This is a genomic window from Bacteroidota bacterium (assembly GCA_018831055.1).
In the GTDB taxonomy this organism is placed as follows: Bacteria; Bacteroidota; Bacteroidia; order Bacteroidales; family B18-G4; genus M55B132.
Genome location: JAHJRE010000071.1, coordinates 1 through 21,596, shown reverse-complemented (window position 1 = coordinate 21,596; position 21,596 = coordinate 1). Strand labels below are relative to the sequence as shown.

Here is a 21,596-nt window from a genome sequence, read left to right as displayed (position 1 = left end):
GACAACAATGCCGGTATTACAGCCGGCGTTTGTTTAAAACAACTCCTTCCGGGCTTACCTCCAGGAGGTGACGGTGCCAGTTTCTGTCACGAAGGATTAGCTCAAAGGTGACCACCCCCTTATTATTAACGCGAATGTAATTCATGATCTTCCCCATGTCCCTGACCAAATCAGCGATTGCCAAGGGGATGGAATCAACTGAAAGATTTTCTTCCAGGATAAGAATTGTTCCCTGATCGCCAAATATGGCTATCTTTTCTATGCCTTCATCGTGAAACACCGCCTCAAATCCATCTGCTGCTTTATACCATTCTGTATTAATTGCCTCCGGAAATTCATTTTTAAATGCATCCAGGACTGATTCCGGTATTTCATTCAAACTACCCGTGGTTATATGACGGAGAAAATCCTTCATGTATAACTTTTTGATTAAACTTATGACGCTGTTCCGCTTACAAAGTCACATTATCCTTCCGGTTTCATCTCACGGTATAAATATAATACCCTTGCCTTTGCCCGCTTCAACCTCATTTTTGCTGCGCTTTCGCTGATCCTGAGCGCCGTACTTATATTGTGTATCGATATCCCATCCTGATATTTCATAAGCAACAGGGCTTTCTCCTCAGGATGTATCTTATCAAGTATTTTCATCAGCATATCATAATCCGTTTCTGAAAAATCCTCCTCCACCGGTTCAAATATATCCGGAAGAACATTATCCCTGTCCCAGTCGGGATAACTTATCTTCTTCTGTATCCTGAGATAATCAATACAATGGTTATAGGTAATGGAATATAACCAGGAAGAAAAAGACGACCTTCCCTGAAAGGTGCCCAACATTTCGAAAGCCTTGGCAAATATTTCCTGAGCGAGTTCCCTGGCCTTTTCCTTGTTTTTTACCATAGTATAACACTTATCCAGAACCCTTTGATAATACTTTTTGTAAAGGATGGAATACTTATGGCTCATCCCTTCCCGGAGAATGCTTCGGATGATTTCTTCGTCTCGGAATGCATTGTCGCCCATAACGGAAAACAGCTCAGTGTAATGCGAAGGTAATCATTTGCATAATACCGTTATATTTTTGGATATAATTATTCCCGATGAAAATATTTTCATTTTAATAATGTGACCAAAACATAATCTTTCGTCATAATGCAAAAACAATTACCCTGCCTCCGGGTACATGGATCGCTTCATAACCTGGATCAGGCAAAGCACAGTTTAATTAATTAAAACAGAATCTGAACCATGAAAATGAAAGTATTGTACGGGCTGTCCGCAGTGATTATGCTCGTAATGTTATCCAGTTGCAGCAAAGTCCCCCAGGCAGAAATCGATAACGCCCGTCTGGCTATCGAAGCCGCCCAAACAGCCCAGGCTGATGTTTATGTTCCAGAACAGTTCGCAGCATTGCAGGATTCATTCAATGCCGTAAATGAAAGTATTGAAACACAGAAATCCAAATGGTTCCGCAGTTTCAAGGCAGAAAAAGAAAAGCTTGCTGCCATCAATACCCAGGCCGAGCAGGTTAAAATGAATGCTGAAACCCGCATGAATGAGGTAAAAGCTGAGGTTGTTGCCACTATCGACGAGATCAAATCCTTGCAGGAAATGAACAACCAACTTGTCACACAAGCTCCCAAAGGTAAAGAGGGCGCTGCCGCTATCGAAGCCATCAAGGCTGATATTACCGTTGTAGATGCTGCACTCATAGAAGCACAGCAGTTATTCGACAATGGTGATTTCATGGCCGCTCTCAACAAAGTAAATGCTGCCAAAGAAAAAGCATATGCCATCAATGCCGAACTGAAAGAGGTGATGGAAAAATATGCCAAGATGAAAGGCGGCCGCAAATAATCAAAAAAATTTGAGTAATTCTTTAAAAAAGTCCCGGAACATTCCGGGACTTTTTTAAATTCACGGGTATGAAAAAGGGGAAGAGAAGAAAACTTAAGGTCATTATAATTCTGCTGCCGATCATCTTCGCTGTACCCGGATATTTCCTACTTTTTAACAGAACTGATAATCCATCCAGCAAGATCCGTGAGGCCAGAAACGCTTTATCGGAAGCAAAAAAAGTAAATGCCGGTAAATATGTCGGCCACCTCTATGCCGAAGCTCTGGGATTTTATGATTCTGCTATGATATTATGGAAGAAAGAAAATGAAAAACTCCCACCCTTTCGCAATTTCGATAGTGTGATCCTGTTTGCTGAAACCAGCCGGGAAAAAGCTGCAGAAGCATATAAACTCGCAGTTGCAGGTAATGCTCACCTGAAAAAGACTATGGAAAAAGACATTTCTTTGCTCGAACATGGAATTATACTTTTTGAAAACAGTTACTCTGTATTTCCTCCAGATCAGGAAACCACAAAAAACCTGGAATCAGGGAAACTACTTCTGGCTGAGAGCAAAATCCTCTTCCGTAAAAGCGAATACCATGCATGTGGAGAAAAATTGTTGTCGGCAAAATCACGTATTGAAAAGGCCCGTTTGCTTATGGAAAAAAAAGTAATCCAGTATTTTAGCAAATTACCCGAATGGAAATCATTGGCTGATAAAACAATAAGGACATCTTCCGGAAATGGTTCAGTAGCCATAATCGTGGATAAGTATGCCAGGACATGCACGGTTTATAAATCAGGCAAAACAGTAAAAGTCTTCCCAATCGAAATGGGTAAAAACTGGATGAACCATAAAAAGATGAAAGGTGACCATGCCACTCCGGAAGGAGCTTATAAAATTACCAGCAAAAAAGATGGAAACAAAACTAAATATTACAAAGCTCTGCTGATTGATTATCCAAATGAAAATGATAAACAGCGTTTCAAAAAAGATAAAAAGAAAGGACTTATCCCTCAGAACGCAGATATTGGAAGCCTTATAGAAATACACGGAGGTGGAGGAAGAGGAGAAGATTGGACCAGCGGGTGTGTGGCACTGACCAATGATAACATGGATGAGTTGTTTAAGCTCGTAAGTGTCGGAACACCTGTAACAATCGTAGGGGCATTGGAGGAGTTCAGGCCGGAAAACTAAACTGATCTGTTAACCATATTAATTACAATGAAAAATTTTCAGGATGTCACAAAAGCAATGGTAAACCTTTCCAGACATGTATACTCCATCATGCTATCCTTTTTCCAAAAAAATAGCATCCTGATAAAAAGTATCTTGTTTGCTCTTATTCTTGTATCTATTCTCAGTTTCTCCCTAATCCTCATTCCGTTTTTCCAGGAAAAATCTTTAGTTCTATTTGAAACACACCCCTTTCCTAAGGAAACTCCTACGGAAATTCAAAAAGAAATAGACAACCTTAATAAAAAACTCAACCGCAAAACCCCATCCTGGTCATATCTTGTGATAAACACTGCTGAAAACAAATTCAGGCTTTATTCCGGGAAAAAAGTTATACGACGTGGGATATGTTCCACCGGTAGTTATGTAATGCTTGAAAAAGACGATCAGGAAAAATGGATATTCAAAACGCCCAAAGGAGTTTTTACCGTTGGTGAGAAGAAAGTCAATCCGGTTTGGACTAAACCAGACTGGGCTTTTGTTGAGGAAGGATTACCTGTTCCCCCCACTCATCATCCCTCCCGTTACGAATACGGAGTGCTGGGAGAATATTCTCTCAGTCTTGGCGGTGGGTATCTTATTCATGGCACCCTTTACAAAAGATTTCTGGGAATGCCCGTGACGCATGGATGCATCCGCATGAACGATGATGATCTGGAAGCAGTTTACAGGACCATGCCATCAGGCTCGAAAGTTTATATTTACTAAAATACAATCATCATGCGGGGATTCCATAAACAAATCAACCTTAAACGCAGGCACTGGTATTTAATTCTTTGCATAGCAGCCGCAACCATAATTGTCTACATCCTAGTAATGTCCGCAGTTTCAACCTTCCACACCATAAAACATTATAACCATACATACACTGGTTCTATTCAGGAAAGCCAACCGGAAAAAACCCTTTCTGAGGACATGGAGGCCCTGTATCCGGAACTTGCCTTTGTACGTAGTCGGCTGGCTCTGGCTTCCGACGATTCCATTACTCTGTCGGTGAACCTGCACGATAGTCTGCTTACTCTGGAATATAAAGGAGTAGTTTTGCACCAGGCTCCTATCCTGAGTATCGGAATCAGTGATTTCTTTCAACGTTTAAAACCGGTCGCCCGTTTTAATCTGTTTGCAGAGGTAATGAAAATAGAACGGGCCCTTTCAACCATCTCCCACGAACCGTTAATATATCGGAAAGCTCCTAAAGATACGCTGGAAGCCCAACAAACCAATATTACACCTGACACCAATCTGAGGGAACCCGTTTTTGTTGCCTTTTATATGGAAAATGGGATCAGACTTGAATTAACACAAAACGATCCTGTAGTTAATACCAAATATCGTAAAACCATCCGGGATATACGAAAACGTACCTCCGGAGATTTCGTCCGTTCGATTCTGCTTGGGAAAATTCCGGAATATCAGCCCTGGATAAGAATTCAAACATCATGGAGAGATGCCAGGACGATCTACCGTGCATTGCCAAAAAATGGAAAAATTTCGGTTTATTATCCATAATGTATCTTCGCACAAAAGTAAAATGACTAACTTTACATTTACAATTAATTCTCTCGCAGGGAAAATAAGTCTATTTTGCGCATTGCAGCATTATGAAAGAAAATGAAAGCATCGGACGGACTCTTGGCATAAATTCCCTGAAACCACAGGACCATCTCTGCCTTATATATAATAATCTTCATGAAAAATACCAGTGGGTTTCATCCTATTTCAAAGATGGTCTGAATAAAAAGGAAAAGTTGATTTATATCACATTACCTGAACTTTTCGATAAAACTGTCGCCAGTCTGAAAAAAACAGGACTACCCATTGATACATTGCTTCGCGATGGAAGACTTCATTTTGATCTGCGAAATTCTCCGAATGGCTGTTCGAATCTGACATTTTATAACTGGTTAAAAGATGAAATGGACAACAGCCTTAAGTCAGGTTATTCGGGCTTAAGAATCACAGCTGATTCCGATCAGTATTTCCGCAATGAAAACGATTTGGATGCCCTGGCAAATCAAATCATTTTCCTCGGTAAAAACATGAAACACAAACCTTATGTTATTCTATGCCAGTATAAAAGAAGAAACATAAGCGCTGATTTTCTTCTACAGGTAATTAAAATGCATCCCATTCTTATACTGGAAAATGAGATGTACAAAAATTTTTACTATATCCCTGCTGGGGACCTGATGAGCGCTAAAGCGGCCGACAAGGAAATGGAACAATGGATCAATCAGCTTAGGGATTACAAACTATATGCAGCAACACTCCGGGAAAGCGAACGCAGATTAAGTACGCTGATCGATAACCTTCCGGGAGCCGCTTACCGTTGCCTGAACAACCCTAACTGGTCCATGGAATATATCAGCCATGGTATTCATAAACTTAGCGGTTATACTCCTAATGAAATCATACATGACCGTTCCGTCAGCTATAACGACCTGATTCACCCCGACGACAGAAAGATGGTTTGGGATACTATCCAAAACAGCGTTACTAACCATATAGCATATCAGATAATCTACCGGATAATTCAGAAAGATGGAGGAGAAACCTGGATATGGGAACAAGGCAGGCAAATTGGAACTACCCATGATGGAACTGGCATCCTGGAAGGCCTGTTGACCGATATCAGTGAACAGAAAAGAATTGAACAGGAACTGACTCGTGCCAAAGAAAAAGCTGAGGAATCTGATATGTTGAAATCGGCTTTCCTGGCAAATATGTCACATGAAATCCGAACTCCTCTAAATGGGATACTGGGATTTACAGAACTACTTTCCCAGGATAATATTTCAAGAGAACAAAAAAACCGTTACAAGAATATCGTACAATCAAGTGCAGAACAACTACTTACAATAATCAACGATATCCTTGACCTTTCTAAAATCGATTCACGGCAACTAAGAATCTCATATGATCAGGTAAATCTGGGTAGTATCGTTGATGAAATTACAGAAAAAGCACATTTCGAAAAGACCAGGCTAAAAAAAGGACACATAGAGTTTGTTCTGAATATTCCCCCGGATTGCAATGAAACCTTTCTATATACCGATAGTCACCGTATCAAACAAATCCTGATGAACCTGTTAAACAATGCATTTAAATTCACTTTTAATGGAAGTGTTGAATTTGGTTACAGGATTAACAAAAAGCAAAAAAATAAGCAGGGTGAAATTGTTTTTCATGTAAATGACACCGGGATTGGAATTCCTGAAGAATTACAAAGTATAATATTCCAACGATTTCGTCAGGCTGACCAAACACCCTCCAGAAACCCCGGTGGCACTGGCTTAGGTTTATCCATCTGCAAAGGTCTGCTGGATCTTATGGAAGGCAGTATTTCTCTTAAATCTGCACCAGGAAAGGGTACCTCCGTGAAAGTGACCCTTCCGTTGACCCATGAGGAAGAAAAAGACGTTATACCGGAAGTAATCAATCGATTTGGAGATAAACTGAAAGGTAAAAATATTCTGATCGTTGAAGATAATGAAGTTAACCGGATATATTTCCGTGAAGTACTCAGGGACAAGGGAGCCAATTTGGTTTTGGCGGAAAACGGCATGTCTGCTATGAAAATTCTGAACGGAAATGAAAATATCGACCTTGCTCTTGTTGATATCAAACTCCCCGATATTTCCGGATTGGAAATTATCAGGAAAATCAAAGCCATGAATCTGCCCATACCCGTTGTTGCCCAAACCGCTTATGCCAATGCAGATGAAGTTGACAAATGCTACGAAGCCGGATGTGATGCTTATCTTCCCAAACCAATCAATAAGGGAGATCTTTTTATTGTGATCAACCGCCTGCTTTAATAAAACATTACCGCTTACACAAGTCTAGCTTTACAAAAAATATCTATTTTTGCAAAACCAGCAGGCTGGGACAAAGCCTTTGAAATACGCCTCTTTAGCTCAGTCGGTAGAGCAGCTCACTCGTAATGAGCAGGTCGAGGGTTCGAGTCCCTTGAGAGGCTCAGGATAATCGAAGATCGAAGATCTCAGATGTCAGATCTGAGATCTGAGATCTGACATCTGAGATTTAAGAAGTTTCTTATGAAAAGATACCTGCTCATATTATCAGTATTTTTCTTTGTTGGGATTGGGTTTGCCCAGCAAAATGCCACAACTGACGACGGGAAGAAGGTTGTACTCAATGAAGATGGCACCTGGGATTATGTTACCGAAAATACCGGTGGCATCCCGGGAGATTGTTCAACTTATATTGTTACGGACTCCGATAAAATTACAGGAGAATCTTCCACATCAACCATCCGGAAAATAGTTGTTTCTAAAGATGGAGGAGAAACCGGATTGATATTTTACGGATTCCTTTCGGAAGGAAAACTGACCATTACAATGGAAGTATATGGCGCCAGTCTATGCATGCAACCCGGTTCCCATATCAATATCCTTTTCAGGGACGGGTCAAAACTTGACTTGCAGAACAACAACAAATACAATTGCGAAAATAAGGGAGCCATGTTTTTTGGTGATTCCTGGGGTAAAAAGAAAGAACTACAACTCCTGATGAAAAAAGAAATTGAAACCATGCGTGTTTATACTGCGGATGGGTTTGTGCAGGAAGACTTTACGCCGGAAAACAGCAGAGACCTTATGGAAACACTCAAGTGTTTCAATGAGCTTTTGTGATTAACAGGGAATCAGGCATGCCCGTATATTTCCTGTAATATTCTCTCATATTTCTCGTAAATCACTTTTCTTTTAAGTTTTAACGTTGGAGACAGCGCCCCGGTTTGCGGGCTCCATTCATCGCATACCAACCGGAATCGCTTGATTTGCTCAGTCTGCCCTAATCGCTTATTGGCAGTATTGACTTCACCCTGAATCTTTTTAATTATTTGGGGTTGCCTGATTAAATCTTCATTATCCTGAAAGTGAATTTTATGTTTGGTGGCAAAAAAATGAAGATAATTGAAATTAGGGCTGATCAGGGCACTTGCAAATTTTTCGTTTGCTCCAACCACCATAGCTTGTTCAATGAGCATAGATTCCTTTAGAATGTTTTCAATTACCTGAGGTGCAATATATTTCCCCGCAGATGTTTTAAACATTTCCTTTTTCCGGTCGGTGATTTTTACGAAGATTTCGTCAACCATCACTCCAATATCCCCTGTGTGCAACCATCCTTCTTGGTCAATCACTTCACGGGTCTGTTCATCATCCTTGTAATACCCCATCATTACATTAGGTCCTTTGCACAGAATTTCACCATCTTCAGCAATTCTTACTTCTACTCCGGCCAAAACAGGTCCGACCGTTCCAAACTTCACCCTTTTACGGCTAACTGGATCATTAACGGCTATCACCGGCGAGCTTTCCGTAAGACCATAACCCTCATAAACCGGGATACCTGCGGCCCAAAATACCCGCAGAAGCCTTTCCTGAAGAGAGGAGCCCCCGGAAACCATTAGCTCTATATCCCCACCCAGTCCTTTCCTCCACTTACTGAACACAAGACGATCGGCAAGCTTACGCTTTTTTTCATAATACCAACGCTTCCCATTATTCAATTCAAAATCATGCGCAATCTTTAAAGACCAGAAAAAGATACTTTTCTTGATCCCTTTCAGGTCCTTCCCCTTAGCTACAATGCTGTCATATACTTTTTCAATCAGCCTGGGAACAGTGTTAAAAACATGAGGTTTTACTTCTTTAATATAATCCCCAATCTTACCAAGGTTTTCAACATAATAGAGGCTGACCCCATTGATCTGAAAATTGTAATTCATCATGCGCTCATATACATGGCACAAAGGAAGAAAACTCAATGCACGGTGAGAACTATTGAGAGGCAACATACTTGCTGTTGTCATTGCATTGCTCAAAATATTCCTGTGCGAAAGCATTACTCCCTTAGGATTGCCTGTAGTCCCCGATGTATAGATTATCGTAAGAAGATCGTTTTCTTCGATGGTTGCTTTCAGCTTTTCCAACTCTTCCTTACGTTTTTCGGCTGATTCTTTCCCCTTTTCCAAAATTTCCAACCACTGGCGCTCCCCTTCAACCTGGCTGAACGTGAAAATATATTCGAGGTTATCTATCTTTTCAGCCTGGGGCTTAATCTTCTGAAGTAATTGTCTGTCGGAAACAATAAGCATACGGGCCTCTGAGTGCCGAAGTATATATTCCTGATCCGATGCGCTCAAGGTTGGGTAAACAGGAACATGTACTATGCCTGCCTGTGCCATGCCCATGTCCAAAAAATTCCATTCCGGACGGTTTTGCGAAATGGTAACAATCTTATCCCCCTTCTTAACACCCATTTCCATTAGCCCGTAACTTACCAATGAGGAAAGTTCAACATAATCCCCCGATGAATACCTGATCCACTCATTATTCTCATTTCGGGCAAAAGCATCGGTTTTCCAGGAGAAGTCATTCCGGTAAAGCTCCAGGATGTCAAATAAACGCGTAATATTCATAGGGATGCAGGATTAGTTTAACCAAAGATAGAAAAAATACAAATACCTGCCATAATTACAGAAAAATCAGTTCCCGAGGCTTACCCTATTGACATATCCGGGTTCCAGAAAACTTTTTTGGAGGGTTCTCCCCGGTTTACTCCATTCACAAAATTTTCAACACATTCGAGAAGATCCTCATGGTAACCTCCTTCCAAAACGGCGAATATATTCCTGAATGATCTCCTCAGCCTGTAACCGCATTCGTAATATACATCGGCAGAATACTCCATTTCCAGGAGCTTGTCTTTTATATATCCATCAAATCCTGCGGAAACACCAACGGCATCAGGTCTGAAATCGACAGCCCTCTCAATAATAGCATCCAGAGCTTTCAGAAATTCTTTATCACCGCTCCCTGGAGTCAGAGGTATATTAACCGTGTAACCGGCTCCTTTACCTATACCGGTTTCAAATGGTAACCCTGTAAAAGGGAAGCAATGCAACTGATGAATAGAGGTAAACATAACCTGATCCGAATCGTAGAAAATCGACTGAGTCCCGTCACCGTGATGACCATCAATATCCACGATAAGAACCTTGTTTCCCTTGTTCACCAAATACTGGGTTGCAATAGCCAAATTGTTGAATAAACAGAATCCGGATGTTTTTTCTCGCCCGGCATGATGACCAGGGGGCCGAACTACGGCAAAATCGCTATCAACTGCAGCTAAAACTGAAAGCCCTACTGCAGCCTTTGCAGCTTCAAAGGTCTCCGGACTAAGCTGAACTTCTGCCAGACATTGACGATTTTTACATGAATTGCGGATGTATTCAATATATTCTGCTGAATGCACCAGTGAAAGGTAAGGGTCCCCGTCAACATCAATTTCATCAAATTTACCTGCAAAAGGTTTGATCCTGTAATCGCCCTCAAAATTTGATGCAATGTTGTGGTTGAGAAATTTCCTGTTAAATAGAATCTTCATATCAACATACTTTTCCGGCCCCTACCAAAAAAGGTCGTAAAGGTAAAAAAAAGAATAGTAAACAATGCCAAAACAGGAAGGTTTTAAAGATGATCCTGAAAATACTCAAAAATCATCCGATTGAGATGCAGCCTGTCGCGCCCTCCTACCCCGTGCCCATGTCCCGGATATACAAAATAATCAACCTGGATGCCCTCCTGGATGAAGTGTTGAATCAGGTCGAGGCTGTGTTGCCATACTACCACCGGATCTGAGGTGCCGTGAATGATCAGAAGGTTCCCCTTTAATTTACCGGCATGGTTCAACAGACTTGCTTCCTTATATCCATCCGGGTTTTGATCCGGAGTATCCATATATCTTTCCCCGTACATAACTTCATAATACCTCCAGTCGGTAACCGGTCCACCGGCTACCCCAGCTTTGAAATCATCGGGTTGTTTGAGCAAAAGGGATATCGTCATAAACCCACCATAACTCCATCCATCAACTCCTATCCTTTCTTTATCAACATATGGCAAGCTCCTTAAAAATTCAACCCCCTTCATCTGATCTTCTACCTCAAGGGTACCAAGGTTCCGGAAAACAGCCTGCTCAAAATCAAGGCCGCGATTGGCAGACCCGTGATTATCCAAAGTAAAGACTACATAACCCTGCTGTGCCAGAAAATTCAAATATAAGCCTGCTCCCCCAAGCCATGAATTGCTCACGAGTTGTGCATGAGGCCCCCCATATACATAAATAATTACAGGATACTTCTTACCCGGATCAAAATTTGCCGGTTTGATCAATCGACAATAAAGATCATCGCTGTTACCCGATTTAATGGTGAAAATATCCATTGTACCCATCGCATAATCCTTCAGAGGGTCTTTATTCTCCAATAATGTTTGTAATACTTTCCCTTTTTGATCAATAATATCATACCTTCTGGCGGTTGTTGTATCACTGAAAATATCTATCAAATACTTACCGTTCTTATTAAAAAGTACGTTATGTGTCCCATTCATTGGCGACAATTTTTTCATCTCCCTGTTTTTCAAATCAATGGAGTAAATATCATTGTTCAACGGACTCTCAGCAGTCGCTGTAAAAAAAACATAACGGTCTTTGGGATCCGTCCCCAGCAATGAAGTTACCACCCAATCACCATCGGTAAGCTGATCTACCAATTGCCCATCTGTATCATATAAGTATAGATGATTAAATCCGTCCCTTTCAGACTGCCATATGAAAAGCCCAGGTCGGCTATGCAGGAAATACATTGGATTCTCGGGTTCCACATATTTTTCGTGTTGCTCCTCAAATAATGTGGCTACCAGGTCACCGGTAACGGCATCATATTTATTTAATTTTAAATGGTTCTGATCCCGGTTCAGTAAAGCAATATATATATGCTTTTCATCAGGGCTCCAGGATATGCTTGTAAGATATTGATCTGCGGGCTCTCCGGTTTTAACGAAAACTGTTTTCCCTGTAGCAAGATCATAAATCCCGAGTTTTACCTGCTCGCTGGTCATTCCGGCCATCGGATATTTTATGGGTTCCGGCTCTGCAATCCTTTTACCAATATTTACTATGGGATAATCCGCTACCATAGACTCATCTTTGCTGTAAAAGGCAAGTTTATTGCCTTTCGTAGACCAAAAAGTACCTTTGTTTATACCAAATTCATTGCGATGTACCGTTTGCCCGTTCACTACATGCTTGTTTTCATCTTTTGTAACCTGAATCTGCCTGCCTTCAAGGGCTATGTACAAATTATTGCCCAAAGTGTATGCTACAGCAAAATTATTCTCTTCAATATCTGTGTTTTCTGCATTATCATCAAAGTTGTTTATTTCCCGCAATTGCTTTAGTCTGATGTCATAAAGGAATACACGATGATTGTGTGTGAACATGAAAATATTATCACCAAGCCATTGGATACCGGGAAATCTTTTTATAGAATCCTCCTCGATTTTATTGAGAGCACAATTAATATCATTTGCAGATAGAATAGTGTCGGTGCGGGAAGAACCTGCCTTTGAAGAAACCAGCTTATTATGCGCAATCCATGAATAATAATCGCTGGTTCCCATCCACTGCAGATTTGAAATGCTTTCAGGATAAAGACTCCGGTTGAACATCGTCACATCTTCCAGGGTAAACATTTTATCCTGAGAGATGGATGTTAGGGATAATCCCAAAAATGTCAGTGTAAGAATTGTGTTGATAGTCCGGTTCATGATTATTGTTTTTATTCAAAATGTGCTTTACTGTGAAATTTCAAATTTGAAATCGGATAGATGATTGCTTTGTTTATCATTGAGATATATAAAAAAAGGTATTTGAACAGGTTTATCGATCATCACGGTAGTATAATTCCACCAGCCATTACCCTCGGGTAACTGAGGTGCCTGATAATCAAGGTCGATTTCCGTCACCTTTTGATCTTCTTTATCCCTGATGATCACAAAAAACCATTTGAAATTTGCCCGGCTTTCATCGGCACGGCTGATAAAAATGTTTAGCAAACCCCCAGGTGCATTTTTATTGAAATAATCAAGTTTTTCATCCAATTCGCTTTCACTCCAATTATTTATTATTGCAATTTCCCTGATGGAATCTGCAACTTGCTCAGGAGATCTGAATGAAACAGTAGTAATAGGCCCCAGGTTTGTATGACGATAAACCGCAGGTGTTTCTCCAAATACCTGTGTAATGGAATGACCATCAATGATCCTTGTTTCCTTGTCAACCCAGGGTCTCTCTGTTAACTGCGGATTAATGTTCCCTATTTCCTGGGCAAACAGAAAAGAGATAGTCATAAAAATTACGAAAATAGCGCATGTCAGATTTTTCATGAGATGGTCATATTATTTCACAAACTATGAATTGCATCAGAAATGAGCGACAATTTATCCATATTGTCCTCAATTGCGTTACCAACCACCACCAGATCAGCTCCAGCTTTGCAAATATCCGCGGCAGTTTGGGGATCCCTTATTCCTCCGCCCACAACCATCGGTATAGAAATATTCTGTCTGACACTTTCAACCATCTCCACGGATACAGCTTTCATTGCCCCGCTGCCTCCATCAAGATAAATCATCTTTAATCCGAGCATTTCACCGGCCATAGCTGTACATACAGCAATGTCCTTCTTATGGTAGGGTATAGGAAGAGAATTACTCATATAAGAGGCCGTGGTTGTTTCCCCACTTTCGATAAGCATATAACCGGTGGGAATCACTTCCAATCCAGCATCCCGGATATATGGGGCCGCTATTACATGCTGGCCGATCAGCATTTCCGGATTTCTTCCTGAAATTAATGAGAGGAAAAGAATAGCATCGGCATGACGGTTAACCTGCAGGCTGCTGCCCGGGAACAAAACAACCGGTATACTGCAATGATCCTTTATTCGCAGAATGGTTTCCTCCAAATGGTCATTGATGAGTAAACTACCACCAACCAACAGGATATCCACCAGATTACGTTCAGATTCCTTTGCAATAGCAATAATAGATTCACCCGAATACTTATCCGGGTCAATTAAAACTGCAAATTTCTTTGCAGGTCCCTGTTCTCTGATTTTTAAATATATACTCATTCCTGGCCCACTAGTTCCTATACAAACCTACATGAAAAAAGTTATTTAAACAAATCATCTGTGGTCTTTTTCCCATTCTTCAGATATATTTCATCCCAACTTCGCTAATTAACAGTCGCTTCAGTCTGAAAACCGGCCATCCCCGGCAACATATACCGTGACATATTCTCCCGACCAAAAATAGTAAAGCTTGTAATGATGACTAAAGCCCCCGAGTTCTATTGTCCCATCAAAATAACCGAAATCTTTTGGTTCGGGTAAAGAAAGCCGGATATGATCACGAAAATCAAGTCTTCGCTGACCGTAGATCTTGTACAAAGCCTCCTTCCCACACCAACCCAGGCATAACCTCTCCGGAGTAACGGCATCTTCCATTTGCCTTATTTCCTCATCACTCAGAAAACGATCCTTAATACCTAATAGCTTTGGGGTGATCCTTTCAACATCTATACCCACAGGCATAGTTTCACTTATGATGGCTGCTGCCATGGTTCCGGCATGAGAATAGGATAAATGACATTTACCGGAACTGAAAAAAGGCTTGCCATTTTGATCATACAAAATGTTGCCATAATTTGCTCCCGCCAGCTCCTTTAAAAGCAGTCGCGATGCAAGCCAATGCTTTTGACGTTTTTCTACCAGGAATCGCCCGTAATAATCAATGTCCTCCTCCGTAAAAATCATCCTTTCCCTAAGCTCCTCCAACCCTTCGATGATTTCCCAAAGGCCGACAACAAAACCCTGTTTATAATGCTCATTGAATATAACCGGCATTGAACGTCATTTAGGGCCCAAAGTTATGATAAAACTAAATGAGTATCGGGAATGATTAATATCAAGTAACCTACTCTATGGTTGCACGCAGCAGGTTGCAGGTTACAGGCTGCATGTAGTTTGGGTGTGGGTGATGAGTGATGAGTTGTCGCTTGCAACCTGTTACCTGTTGCGTGTTACATGATACCTGCTGCGTGTTACCTGCTTCTCCTTATAACCTGCAACCATTTGTTATTCCTTCCCGACACTCACATAAAAATAAACGGTTTGATTTTGCCTGTATCCCCCTAATGATTACCTTTGCAAACCAATAAAAATATAGGGATGGAAAATTCAATAGTAGTAGAGAGTTTAAGCTACAAGATTAAAGACATCAGTTTGGCTGACTGGGGAAGAAAAGAGATTGAGATGGCAGAAAAAGAAATGCCGGGACTTATGTCATTACGAAAGAAATATTCTTCACTTAAGCCGCTGAAAGGTTCCAGAATAACAGGTTCGCTTCATATGACCGTTCAAACTGCCGTTCTGATTGAAACCCTGGTGGAATTAGGTGCAGATGTTCGTTGGGCAAGCTGCAATATCTTTTCCACTCAGGATCATGCCGCTGCAGCTGTAGTGAGGGATTCCGGTGTGCCAATTTTTGCCTGGAAAGGAGAAACCCTGGAAGAATACTGGTGGTGCACACAGATGGCTCTTGCTTTCCCCGGAGGAAAAGGCCCAAACCTGATTGTTGATGACGGCGGTGATGCTACCCTTTTGATCCATATGGGCTATGAAGCCGAAAACAAACCCTCTTTGCTTGAACGTAATCCTTCAAACAAAGAAGAAAAAGTTATCCTGAATCAACTTAAATCAATATATATCGAAGATCCAACACGTTGGCACAGAACAGTAAAGGAATGGAAAGGGGTTTCCGAAGAAACCACCACAGGAGTACACCGGCTTTATCAACGAAAAGAAGCCGGCACCTTACTGGCTCCCGCCATTAATGTTAACGATTCCGTCACAAAATCGAAATTCGATAACCTCTATGGATGCCGGGAATCACTGGCAGATGGTATTAAGAGAGCAACGGATGTTATGATTGCCGGAAAAGTTGTCGTGGTTTGTGGCTATGGCGATGTTGGTAAAGGCTGCGCCCAGTCCATGCGAGGCTTCGGTGCCCGGGTTCTCGTTACGGAAATAGACCCGATTTGTGCTCTTCAAGCCGCTATGGAAGGGTTTGAAGTCACCACAGTGGAAGACGCCCTCGCTGAAGGTAATATTTTTGTAACAGCCACAGGAAACAAGGATGTGATTACAGCAGAGCATATGTCGAAAATGAAAGACGAAGCCATCGTTTGCAATATAGGACATTTCGACAACGAAATCCAGGTAGATAAACTCGAAGAATGGCCGGAAATAGAAAAAATCAACATCAAACCTCAGGTGGATAAATTTAGCTTTTCCGATGGACATTCGATCTATCTCCTGGCTGAAGGAAGACTCGTAAACCTGGGTTGCGCTATGGGACACCCCTCTTTCGTTATGAGCAATTCATTTTCAAACCAGGTACTGGCGCAAATCGATCTCTGGAACAACGATTACGAATTAGATGTATACAGATTGCCTAAAAAACTGGATGAAGAAGTGGCACGGCTTCACTTACCCCATATTGGTGTTAAACTAACAAAAATGACACCCGAACAAGCAAAATACCTTGGCATAAATGCCGACGGCCCTTTTAAACCCGATCACTACAGGTATTAAAACAGGTTCGAGTTTCCTTCCTGGTTAATAGATTGTTTAATTTGTGATTTGCAGCAGGTTACCGTCATAAAATGTTCGGTACTGGATAAGCATTTTTGTGGCAGGAGCCAAAGGGGATCCATCCAAAATCAGATAATTGTATGATGCACACGTGTCGGTTACATATGGATAATCGACAATTAACCTCGTACATCCGCTTTGATTGCAACAGTCATTCGAATTGGTGGGAGGAGTCCTGTCAAAAGCATTAAACTGATCCTGTGTCATCCGGTAAACAATAATCCCGCGGCTTGGAGCTGACGCTGTCAGATACAACCAACCCCCGACAGTGTTTAATTCCAGATACTGCGTGGAGTTGGGATTGATCGTGATGTTTACATACCCTACATCAACCTGATCTCCATCCTTGTCATCCTTGCAGGATATCAATGATAAAAGTATAAGGATAAACCAAAATCCGGCTTTTGAAATCCTCTCAATTGTGTTCCGGAAATTTCTCATGCAAAGAATATTTTTTCTTCTGCAAAATTAGGAATATTATTTAATTCCATACATTTGAATGATTTATGCTGCTTCCTGGAAAATCCATACAAAAAAAATCATTTAAAAGAATCATTACCCAAACAGGCATGATACTTTTAATAATGATGCTGCCTTTTGCTCAATCATGCAGTATATTCCATAAATCCAGCGAGGAGAAATACATGAAAAAGCAAAGAAGGATTATGGAAAAGCAGGCAAAAAAGGATTACCGTGATCAAATGAATAAACATTACGAGATGCAATCGGAAGACACCCAGTTAATGATGAAGAACTCCAAAAAAGGCAGTAAAAAACTCAATAAAAAAAGGAAAAAAGACTTTATGAGACGCTTTAAAAAATGCGACCCGGGTGAAAAAACCGAGTGAAAAAAGGAAAGGTTATTTCGAATAAATGAAATTCAGATACAATATAATTAAATTCTACCTCATTGGTGTATTCATGATTTTTGCCCTGCAAACCCGCTTGCTGGGCCAGAAAACTGAAAACATACGGTTTGACCGAATATCCACAGAAAATATACGATACGAAAAAGGCCTTTCCCAGAATCTCGTCTTTGCAATCATGCAGGATCATATGGGATTTATGTGGTTTGGAACATGGGACGGGCTGAACCGCTATGATGGCTACAGCTTTAAAATTTATAACAAACTCAATGGCCTGTCCAATACTACAGTACGAAGCTTGCTTGAAGACAATAAAAGCAATCTCTGGATCGGTACCGAAGATGGTGTCAATATTCTGGATCTGACAACAGGAAGGTTGATACATATGCTTCATGAACCTGGGAATATAAATACCCTGAGTAATAATTATATTAATCATATATACAGGGATCGTGACGGATATTTCTGGTTTTGCACAGCTAAAGGTTTAAACCAGTATAATCATCTCAACCACTCCTTCATCCATTATTATTTTTACTCCGAAGAAGCCGATAGCATCAGAAGCAACTGGATCAATAAAATAATTCAGGATCAAAGCGGGAATATGTGGATTGGAACCCGGCAAGGATTGTTTTGTTACCAGGTTGATCAAAAAACGTTTCTTCCCTATTTTTCTGAGAATAACGGGAACAGTATCAGCGACAATCTGGTCAATGATATCCTGCAAACCAGGGATGGATATATCTGGGTAGCTACCCGAAATGGGCTAAGCCGTTTAAATCCCCAATCAGGAAATATAACATCTTTCAGGCATGATTACCTGGATCCCGCGTCCCTAAGCAATAATAACGTAACCTGTTTGTTTCAGGACAGCCACGATCAGCTATGGGTGGGAACGCGTGATAAACTAAACTTATTTGATCCTCTAACCGGTACCTTCACAACATATGGTCATACCAATAAAAGCACCAGCCTTAGTAATGATGATATCTATTCTATCTATGAAGACCGGTCAGGAAATATCTGGGTGGGAACTTTCAAAGGAGTAAACATGTACAACCGAAACTCCAGCAAATTCAACCTTTATGCCCGGTCATCCGATGAACCCAATACCCTGTCCAATAACATCATTTATTCCATTTATAAAGACGATGATGGGAAAATATGGATTGCCACAGCTCAGGGTATAAATATCCTCGACCGGACAACCGGAAAATACGAATTATTACACCATGAGTTTGATAATGTTTATGACCTCGCAAGGGAAAAAACCAGGATTATCGTCAAGGACCATAAAGGCAATTTTTGGATCGGAAGCGAAAACCACGGACTGTTCCACTATAACCCCGAAAAAAGGATTTTTTATCACTATCACAATATTCCTGAACAAAATAACTCTCTTATCAGCGATGGTATATTGTACCTGATGGAATCGTCAGATCATAAAATCTGGATTGGGACCAATAACGGACTAAGCATCCTGGATCCTGAAACCCGCCTCTTTACCAACCATCAAAATGATCCCAAAGATAATTCCAGCCTGAGTGCCAACCGTATCTGGCAAATCTATGAAGACCATGCCGGGAATATCTGGATCAGTACCAATGGAGGGTTAAACCTCTATCTGCCAGAAAACGGAACTTTTAAAAGATATATGTATTCATCGAATGATCCGAACAGCATTAGTTCCGATAAAGTTTTCTCGGTATATCAGGACAACCGGAACCGCTATTGGGTCGGAACAATGGGTGGGGGACTGAACAGTTTCGACCGGGAGAAACAAAGCTTTTATGCATTTACGGAATTGGACGGACTCCCCAACAATGTGGTTTACTGTTCCCTTGAAGATGAACAAGGAAATCTTTGGCTTTCCACAAACTGGGGTTTATCCAAATTCAACCCTGATGATACCATATTTATTAATTACGATATAAAAGATGGCTTGCAAAGCAACGAATTTAATTCTCCTGCATATTTAAAGGCTGATGATGGGGAAATGTTCTTTGGTGGTATGAATGGTTTTAATTCCTTCTACCCTGAAGAAATCGGACACAATGATACTCCTCCTGAAGTGATAATCAGCACCTTCAAGATATTCAATGAAATACAACCATACAGTATTGAGGATCAAGATACACTGATCCTGAATTACAGGGATAATTTTTTCTCATTTGAATTTTCAGCACTTGATTATTCCAACCCTTCTAAAAATAAATATCAGTTCAAACTTGAAAATTATGATGTGGACTGGATTCACAGAGATGCTGACCGCAGAATTGCCGAATACGCAAACATTGCCCCCGGAACATACAAATTCAAAGTAATAGCCTCAAATAACGACGGTGTTTGGAACCATGAAGGACTAAGTTTTTCAATCATAATACACCCCCCCTGGTATTCCACCTGGATATTCAGGATATTATTCAGCTTGTTTGTGGTTTTCCTTGCCTGGTTCCTGGTATACAGAAGAATAAAAACAATCAGGAAAAGGCATGAGGTAGAGAAAAAGGTACTTTACATTGAAAAACAACTTTTCGACATTGAGCAAAAAGCACTCAGGCTGCAAATGAACCCTCACTTCATATTCAACTCATTGAACGCGATCCAGAGTTTTGTCATTGCCAGCGATACCGATAAAGCTATCCATTATCTTTCAAAGTTTTCACAGCTCATGAGGCTTATTTTATATAATTCACGCGAATCAGCCGTCCCAATCAGAGATGAGATAAAAGCACTGACATATTTCATGGATATCGAACGTCTCAGGTTTGATAACAAATTTGATTATGATATTCAGCTTGATCCGTTAATAGATGAGGAATTTTTGGCCATCCCTCCCATGATCCTGCAACCATACGTTGAAAACGCTATATTGCATGGTCTTATAAATAGCCAGAATCCAGGTATGATCCGTTTGGAAATGAAACTGGAGGAAGATACTGTTTTCTGCATCATTGAGGATAATGGCATCGGACGGGAAGAAGCACGGAGAATCAAAGAATTGTCAGGAATAAAAAGGCAATCCCGGGGCATGATGATCACTCAGGAAAGACTGGATCTGCTGAACAAACAACACAAGGATAAATATTCCGTGAAGGTTATCGATCTCAGCGACAACAATGGAAATGCAACAGGAACAAGAGTTGAGATACGGATGATATTTGAAGAGCTTTAATTTAAATCACCCAAGAACGTAATTATTATGATCCGAGCCATTATCATTGAAGATGAAAAGAAATCAAGAGAAACACTAAGAGGTTTGCTAAACCGGTTTTGTAGAAATGTGGAAGTGGTTGCGGAAGCGGATGGATTCAAATCGGGACTCGATGCTATTCGTTCCAATAAGACCGATATGTTATTTCTTGATATCCAAATGCCTGATGGAAGTGGATTCAGATTGTTGGAACATATCGAAAAAATTGATTTTGAGATTGTTTTTACAACAGCTTTCGACCATTATGCCATAAAAGCCATAAAATACAGCGCACTCGATTACCTTTTAAAACCCATTGACCCGGATGAACTGGTAAATGCCGTGAAAAAAGTTGAACTTAAAAAATCAGGAAACCAGATAAATAAAAACATCCGTGTTTTGCTTGATAATATCCATGCCGCAGAATCTGAAACCCAGAAAATCGTTCTATCTACCGCCGATAAAATTCATATTGTCGAAGTAAGCAAAATTATTCGTTGTGAATCAGACAATTACTATACACTTTTTTTTCTTAATGACGGAAAAAAAATTCTTGTGTCAAAAACCCTGAAAGAAAATGAAGAGTTATTAAGCAGTCATAACTTTATCAGACCACACAAATCTCACCTGATAAACATAAGGTACATTAAAAGTTTTGTTCGGGACGAAGGAGGCTATATCATGATGGAAGACGGGAGCCAGGTTCCTGTTTCCCGAAGGAAACGGGAAAAGATCCTGGAAATTATTGCCAACATTTCTTAAATGGGAAAACATATATTTTAGACTGGTTTCCAAACATTAAGAGAAAAATTTTCGCACCGATAACTGATTTTCTTCTACCGATAACTTTTTTTTTCTTTCTTTTT

General features: G+C 40.6%; 19 protein-coding genes and 1 tRNA gene. 11 read left to right on the top strand and 9 right to left on the bottom strand.

Features of this window, described 5'->3' with window-relative positions; translation table 11 throughout:
• Nucleotides 1-16 precede the first annotated feature (16 nt).
• Both KKA81_04215 and KKA81_04210 read right to left on the bottom strand, forming a co-directional pair.
• Nucleotides 17-415, bottom strand: a complete 399-nt coding sequence (locus KKA81_04215) for a hypothetical protein (protein MBU2650118.1) — start codon at nt 413-415, stop codon at nt 17-19.
• 50 nt (nt 416-465) lie between these two features.
• Nucleotides 466-1,026, bottom strand: a complete 561-nt coding sequence (locus KKA81_04210) for an RNA polymerase sigma factor (GenBank protein MBU2650117.1) — start codon at nt 1,024-1,026, stop codon at nt 466-468.
• A gap of 225 nt (nt 1,027-1,251) precedes the next feature.
• Between KKA81_04210 and KKA81_04205 the strand changes: the two genes are divergently transcribed.
• The 7 genes from KKA81_04205 to KKA81_04175 all read left to right on the top strand — a co-directional run bounded on the left by KKA81_04205 (nt 1,252) and on the right by KKA81_04175 (nt 7,735).
• A complete protein-coding gene (locus tag KKA81_04205) occupies nt 1,252-1,860 on the top strand; it encodes a hypothetical protein (GenBank protein ID MBU2650116.1) in 609 nt (202 codons plus the stop codon).
• 68 nt (nt 1,861-1,928) lie between these two features.
• Nucleotides 1,929-3,041 (top strand): L,D-transpeptidase, encoded by a 1,113-nt coding sequence (locus tag KKA81_04200; protein MBU2650115.1) that lies wholly within the window; start codon nt 1,929-1,931, stop codon nt 3,039-3,041.
• A gap of 27 nt (nt 3,042-3,068) precedes the next feature.
• Nucleotides 3,069-3,788: a L,D-transpeptidase gene (locus tag KKA81_04195; GenBank protein ID MBU2650114.1), complete on the top strand. Its 720-nt coding sequence runs from the start codon at nt 3,069-3,071 to the stop codon at nt 3,786-3,788.
• A gap of 108 nt (nt 3,789-3,896) precedes the next feature.
• On the top strand, nt 3,897-4,589 hold the full coding sequence (locus KKA81_04190; protein ID MBU2650113.1) for a hypothetical protein: 693 nt from the start codon (nt 3,897-3,899) through the stop codon (nt 4,587-4,589).
• Between the two features lie 92 nt (nt 4,590-4,681).
• Nucleotides 4,682-6,898: a response regulator gene (locus tag KKA81_04185; GenBank protein MBU2650112.1), complete on the top strand. Its 2,217-nt coding sequence runs from the start codon at nt 4,682-4,684 to the stop codon at nt 6,896-6,898.
• Nucleotides 6,899-6,986: 88 nt separating this feature from the next.
• Nucleotides 6,987-7,059: transfer RNA gene (locus KKA81_04180), tRNA-Thr, on the top strand.
• 79 nt (nt 7,060-7,138) lie between these two features.
• Nucleotides 7,139-7,735 carry a hypothetical protein gene (locus KKA81_04175; GenBank protein MBU2650111.1) on the top strand — a complete coding sequence of 199 codons (597 nt, stop codon included), beginning with the start codon at nt 7,139-7,141 and terminating at the stop codon, nt 7,733-7,735.
• A gap of 11 nt (nt 7,736-7,746) precedes the next feature.
• Here the strand turns inward: KKA81_04175 and KKA81_04170 are convergent, their stop codons facing one another.
• The 6 genes from KKA81_04170 to KKA81_04145 form a co-directional block, all read right to left on the bottom strand.
• Entirely contained in the window at nt 7,747-9,528 is a 1,782-nt protein-coding gene (locus tag KKA81_04170) for a long-chain fatty acid--CoA ligase (protein ID MBU2650110.1), read from the bottom strand.
• 80 nt (nt 9,529-9,608) lie between these two features.
• Nucleotides 9,609-10,496 (bottom strand): histone deacetylase family protein, encoded by an 888-nt coding sequence (locus KKA81_04165; protein MBU2650109.1) that lies wholly within the window; start codon nt 10,494-10,496, stop codon nt 9,609-9,611.
• Nucleotides 10,497-10,579: 83 nt separating this feature from the next.
• Nucleotides 10,580-12,721, bottom strand: coding sequence for a S9 family peptidase (locus tag KKA81_04160; GenBank protein ID MBU2650108.1), 2,142 nt, complete (start codon nt 12,719-12,721; stop codon nt 10,580-10,582).
• Nucleotides 12,722-12,748: 27 nt separating this feature from the next.
• Complete coding sequence (locus KKA81_04155; GenBank protein MBU2650107.1) at nt 12,749-13,339, bottom strand: hypothetical protein; 591 nt, start codon at nt 13,337-13,339, stop codon at nt 12,749-12,751.
• 17 nt (nt 13,340-13,356) lie between these two features.
• On the bottom strand, nt 13,357-14,088 hold the full coding sequence (locus KKA81_04150) for a geranylgeranylglyceryl/heptaprenylglyceryl phosphate synthase (protein ID MBU2650106.1): 732 nt from the start codon (nt 14,086-14,088) through the stop codon (nt 13,357-13,359).
• Nucleotides 14,089-14,208: 120 nt separating this feature from the next.
• A complete protein-coding gene (locus KKA81_04145; protein MBU2650105.1) occupies nt 14,209-14,862 on the bottom strand; it encodes a 4'-phosphopantetheinyl transferase superfamily protein in 654 nt (217 codons plus the stop codon).
• Between the two features lie 336 nt (nt 14,863-15,198).
• Here KKA81_04145 and ahcY point away from each other — a divergent pair, with 336 nt between their 5' ends.
• Nucleotides 15,199-16,611, top strand: coding sequence for an adenosylhomocysteinase (gene ahcY / locus KKA81_04140; GenBank protein ID MBU2650104.1), 1,413 nt, complete (start codon nt 15,199-15,201; stop codon nt 16,609-16,611).
• Nucleotides 16,612-16,647: 36 nt separating this feature from the next.
• Here the strand turns inward: ahcY and KKA81_04135 are convergent, their stop codons facing one another.
• Nucleotides 16,648-17,112, bottom strand: a complete 465-nt coding sequence (locus KKA81_04135; GenBank protein ID MBU2650103.1) for a hypothetical protein — start codon at nt 17,110-17,112, stop codon at nt 16,648-16,650.
• 203 nt (nt 17,113-17,315) lie between these two features.
• Here KKA81_04135 and KKA81_04130 point away from each other — a divergent pair, with 203 nt between their 5' ends.
• The 3 genes from KKA81_04130 to KKA81_04120 are packed head-to-tail and all read left to right on the top strand — an operon-like array spanning nt 17,316 to nt 21,492.
• Nucleotides 17,316-17,519, top strand: a complete 204-nt coding sequence (locus KKA81_04130) for a hypothetical protein (GenBank protein ID MBU2650102.1) — start codon at nt 17,316-17,318, stop codon at nt 17,517-17,519.
• A 25-nt stretch (nt 17,520-17,544) separates the two neighbouring features.
• Nucleotides 17,545-20,712: a histidine kinase gene (locus KKA81_04125; protein ID MBU2650101.1), complete on the top strand. Its 3,168-nt coding sequence runs from the start codon at nt 17,545-17,547 to the stop codon at nt 20,710-20,712.
• Between the two features lie 27 nt (nt 20,713-20,739).
• Complete coding sequence (locus tag KKA81_04120; protein ID MBU2650100.1) at nt 20,740-21,492, top strand: LytTR family DNA-binding domain-containing protein; 753 nt, start codon at nt 20,740-20,742, stop codon at nt 21,490-21,492.
• The last annotated feature ends 104 nt before the right edge of the window (nt 21,493-21,596 follow it).

Coding starts and splice junctions, on each gene's coding strand:
- KKA81_04215 (MBU2650118.1), bottom strand. CDS start 415: ATGAAGGATTTTCTCCGTCATATAACCACGGGTAGTTTGAATGAAATA.
- KKA81_04210 (MBU2650117.1), bottom strand. CDS start 1,026: ATGGGCGACAATGCATTCCGAGACGAAGAAATCATCCGAAGCATTCTC.
- KKA81_04205 (MBU2650116.1), top strand. CDS start 1,252: ATGAAAATGAAAGTATTGTACGGGCTGTCCGCAGTGATTATGCTCGTA.
- KKA81_04200 (MBU2650115.1), top strand. CDS start 1,929: ATGAAAAAGGGGAAGAGAAGAAAACTTAAGGTCATTATAATTCTGCTG.
- KKA81_04195 (MBU2650114.1), top strand. CDS start 3,069: ATGAAAAATTTTCAGGATGTCACAAAAGCAATGGTAAACCTTTCCAGA.
- KKA81_04190 (MBU2650113.1), top strand. CDS start 3,897: ATGTCCGCAGTTTCAACCTTCCACACCATAAAACATTATAACCATACA.
- KKA81_04185 (MBU2650112.1), top strand. CDS start 4,682: ATGAAAGAAAATGAAAGCATCGGACGGACTCTTGGCATAAATTCCCTG.
- KKA81_04175 (MBU2650111.1), top strand. CDS start 7,139: ATGAAAAGATACCTGCTCATATTATCAGTATTTTTCTTTGTTGGGATT.
- KKA81_04170 (MBU2650110.1), bottom strand. CDS start 9,528: ATGAATATTACGCGTTTATTTGACATCCTGGAGCTTTACCGGAATGAC.
- KKA81_04165 (MBU2650109.1), bottom strand. CDS start 10,496: ATGAAGATTCTATTTAACAGGAAATTTCTCAACCACAACATTGCATCA.
- KKA81_04160 (MBU2650108.1), bottom strand. CDS start 12,721: ATGAACCGGACTATCAACACAATTCTTACACTGACATTTTTGGGATTA.
- KKA81_04155 (MBU2650107.1), bottom strand. CDS start 13,339: ATGAAAAATCTGACATGCGCTATTTTCGTAATTTTTATGACTATCTCT.
- KKA81_04150 (MBU2650106.1), bottom strand. CDS start 14,088: ATGAGTATATATTTAAAAATCAGAGAACAGGGACCTGCAAAGAAATTT.
- KKA81_04145 (MBU2650105.1), bottom strand. CDS start 14,862: ATGCCGGTTATATTCAATGAGCATTATAAACAGGGTTTTGTTGTCGGC.
- KKA81_04135 (MBU2650103.1), bottom strand. CDS start 17,112: ATGAGAAATTTCCGGAACACAATTGAGAGGATTTCAAAAGCCGGATTT.
- KKA81_04130 (MBU2650102.1), top strand. CDS start 17,316: ATGAAAAAGCAAAGAAGGATTATGGAAAAGCAGGCAAAAAAGGATTAC.
- KKA81_04125 (MBU2650101.1), top strand. CDS start 17,545: ATGAAATTCAGATACAATATAATTAAATTCTACCTCATTGGTGTATTC.
- KKA81_04120 (MBU2650100.1), top strand. CDS start 20,740: ATGATCCGAGCCATTATCATTGAAGATGAAAAGAAATCAAGAGAAACA.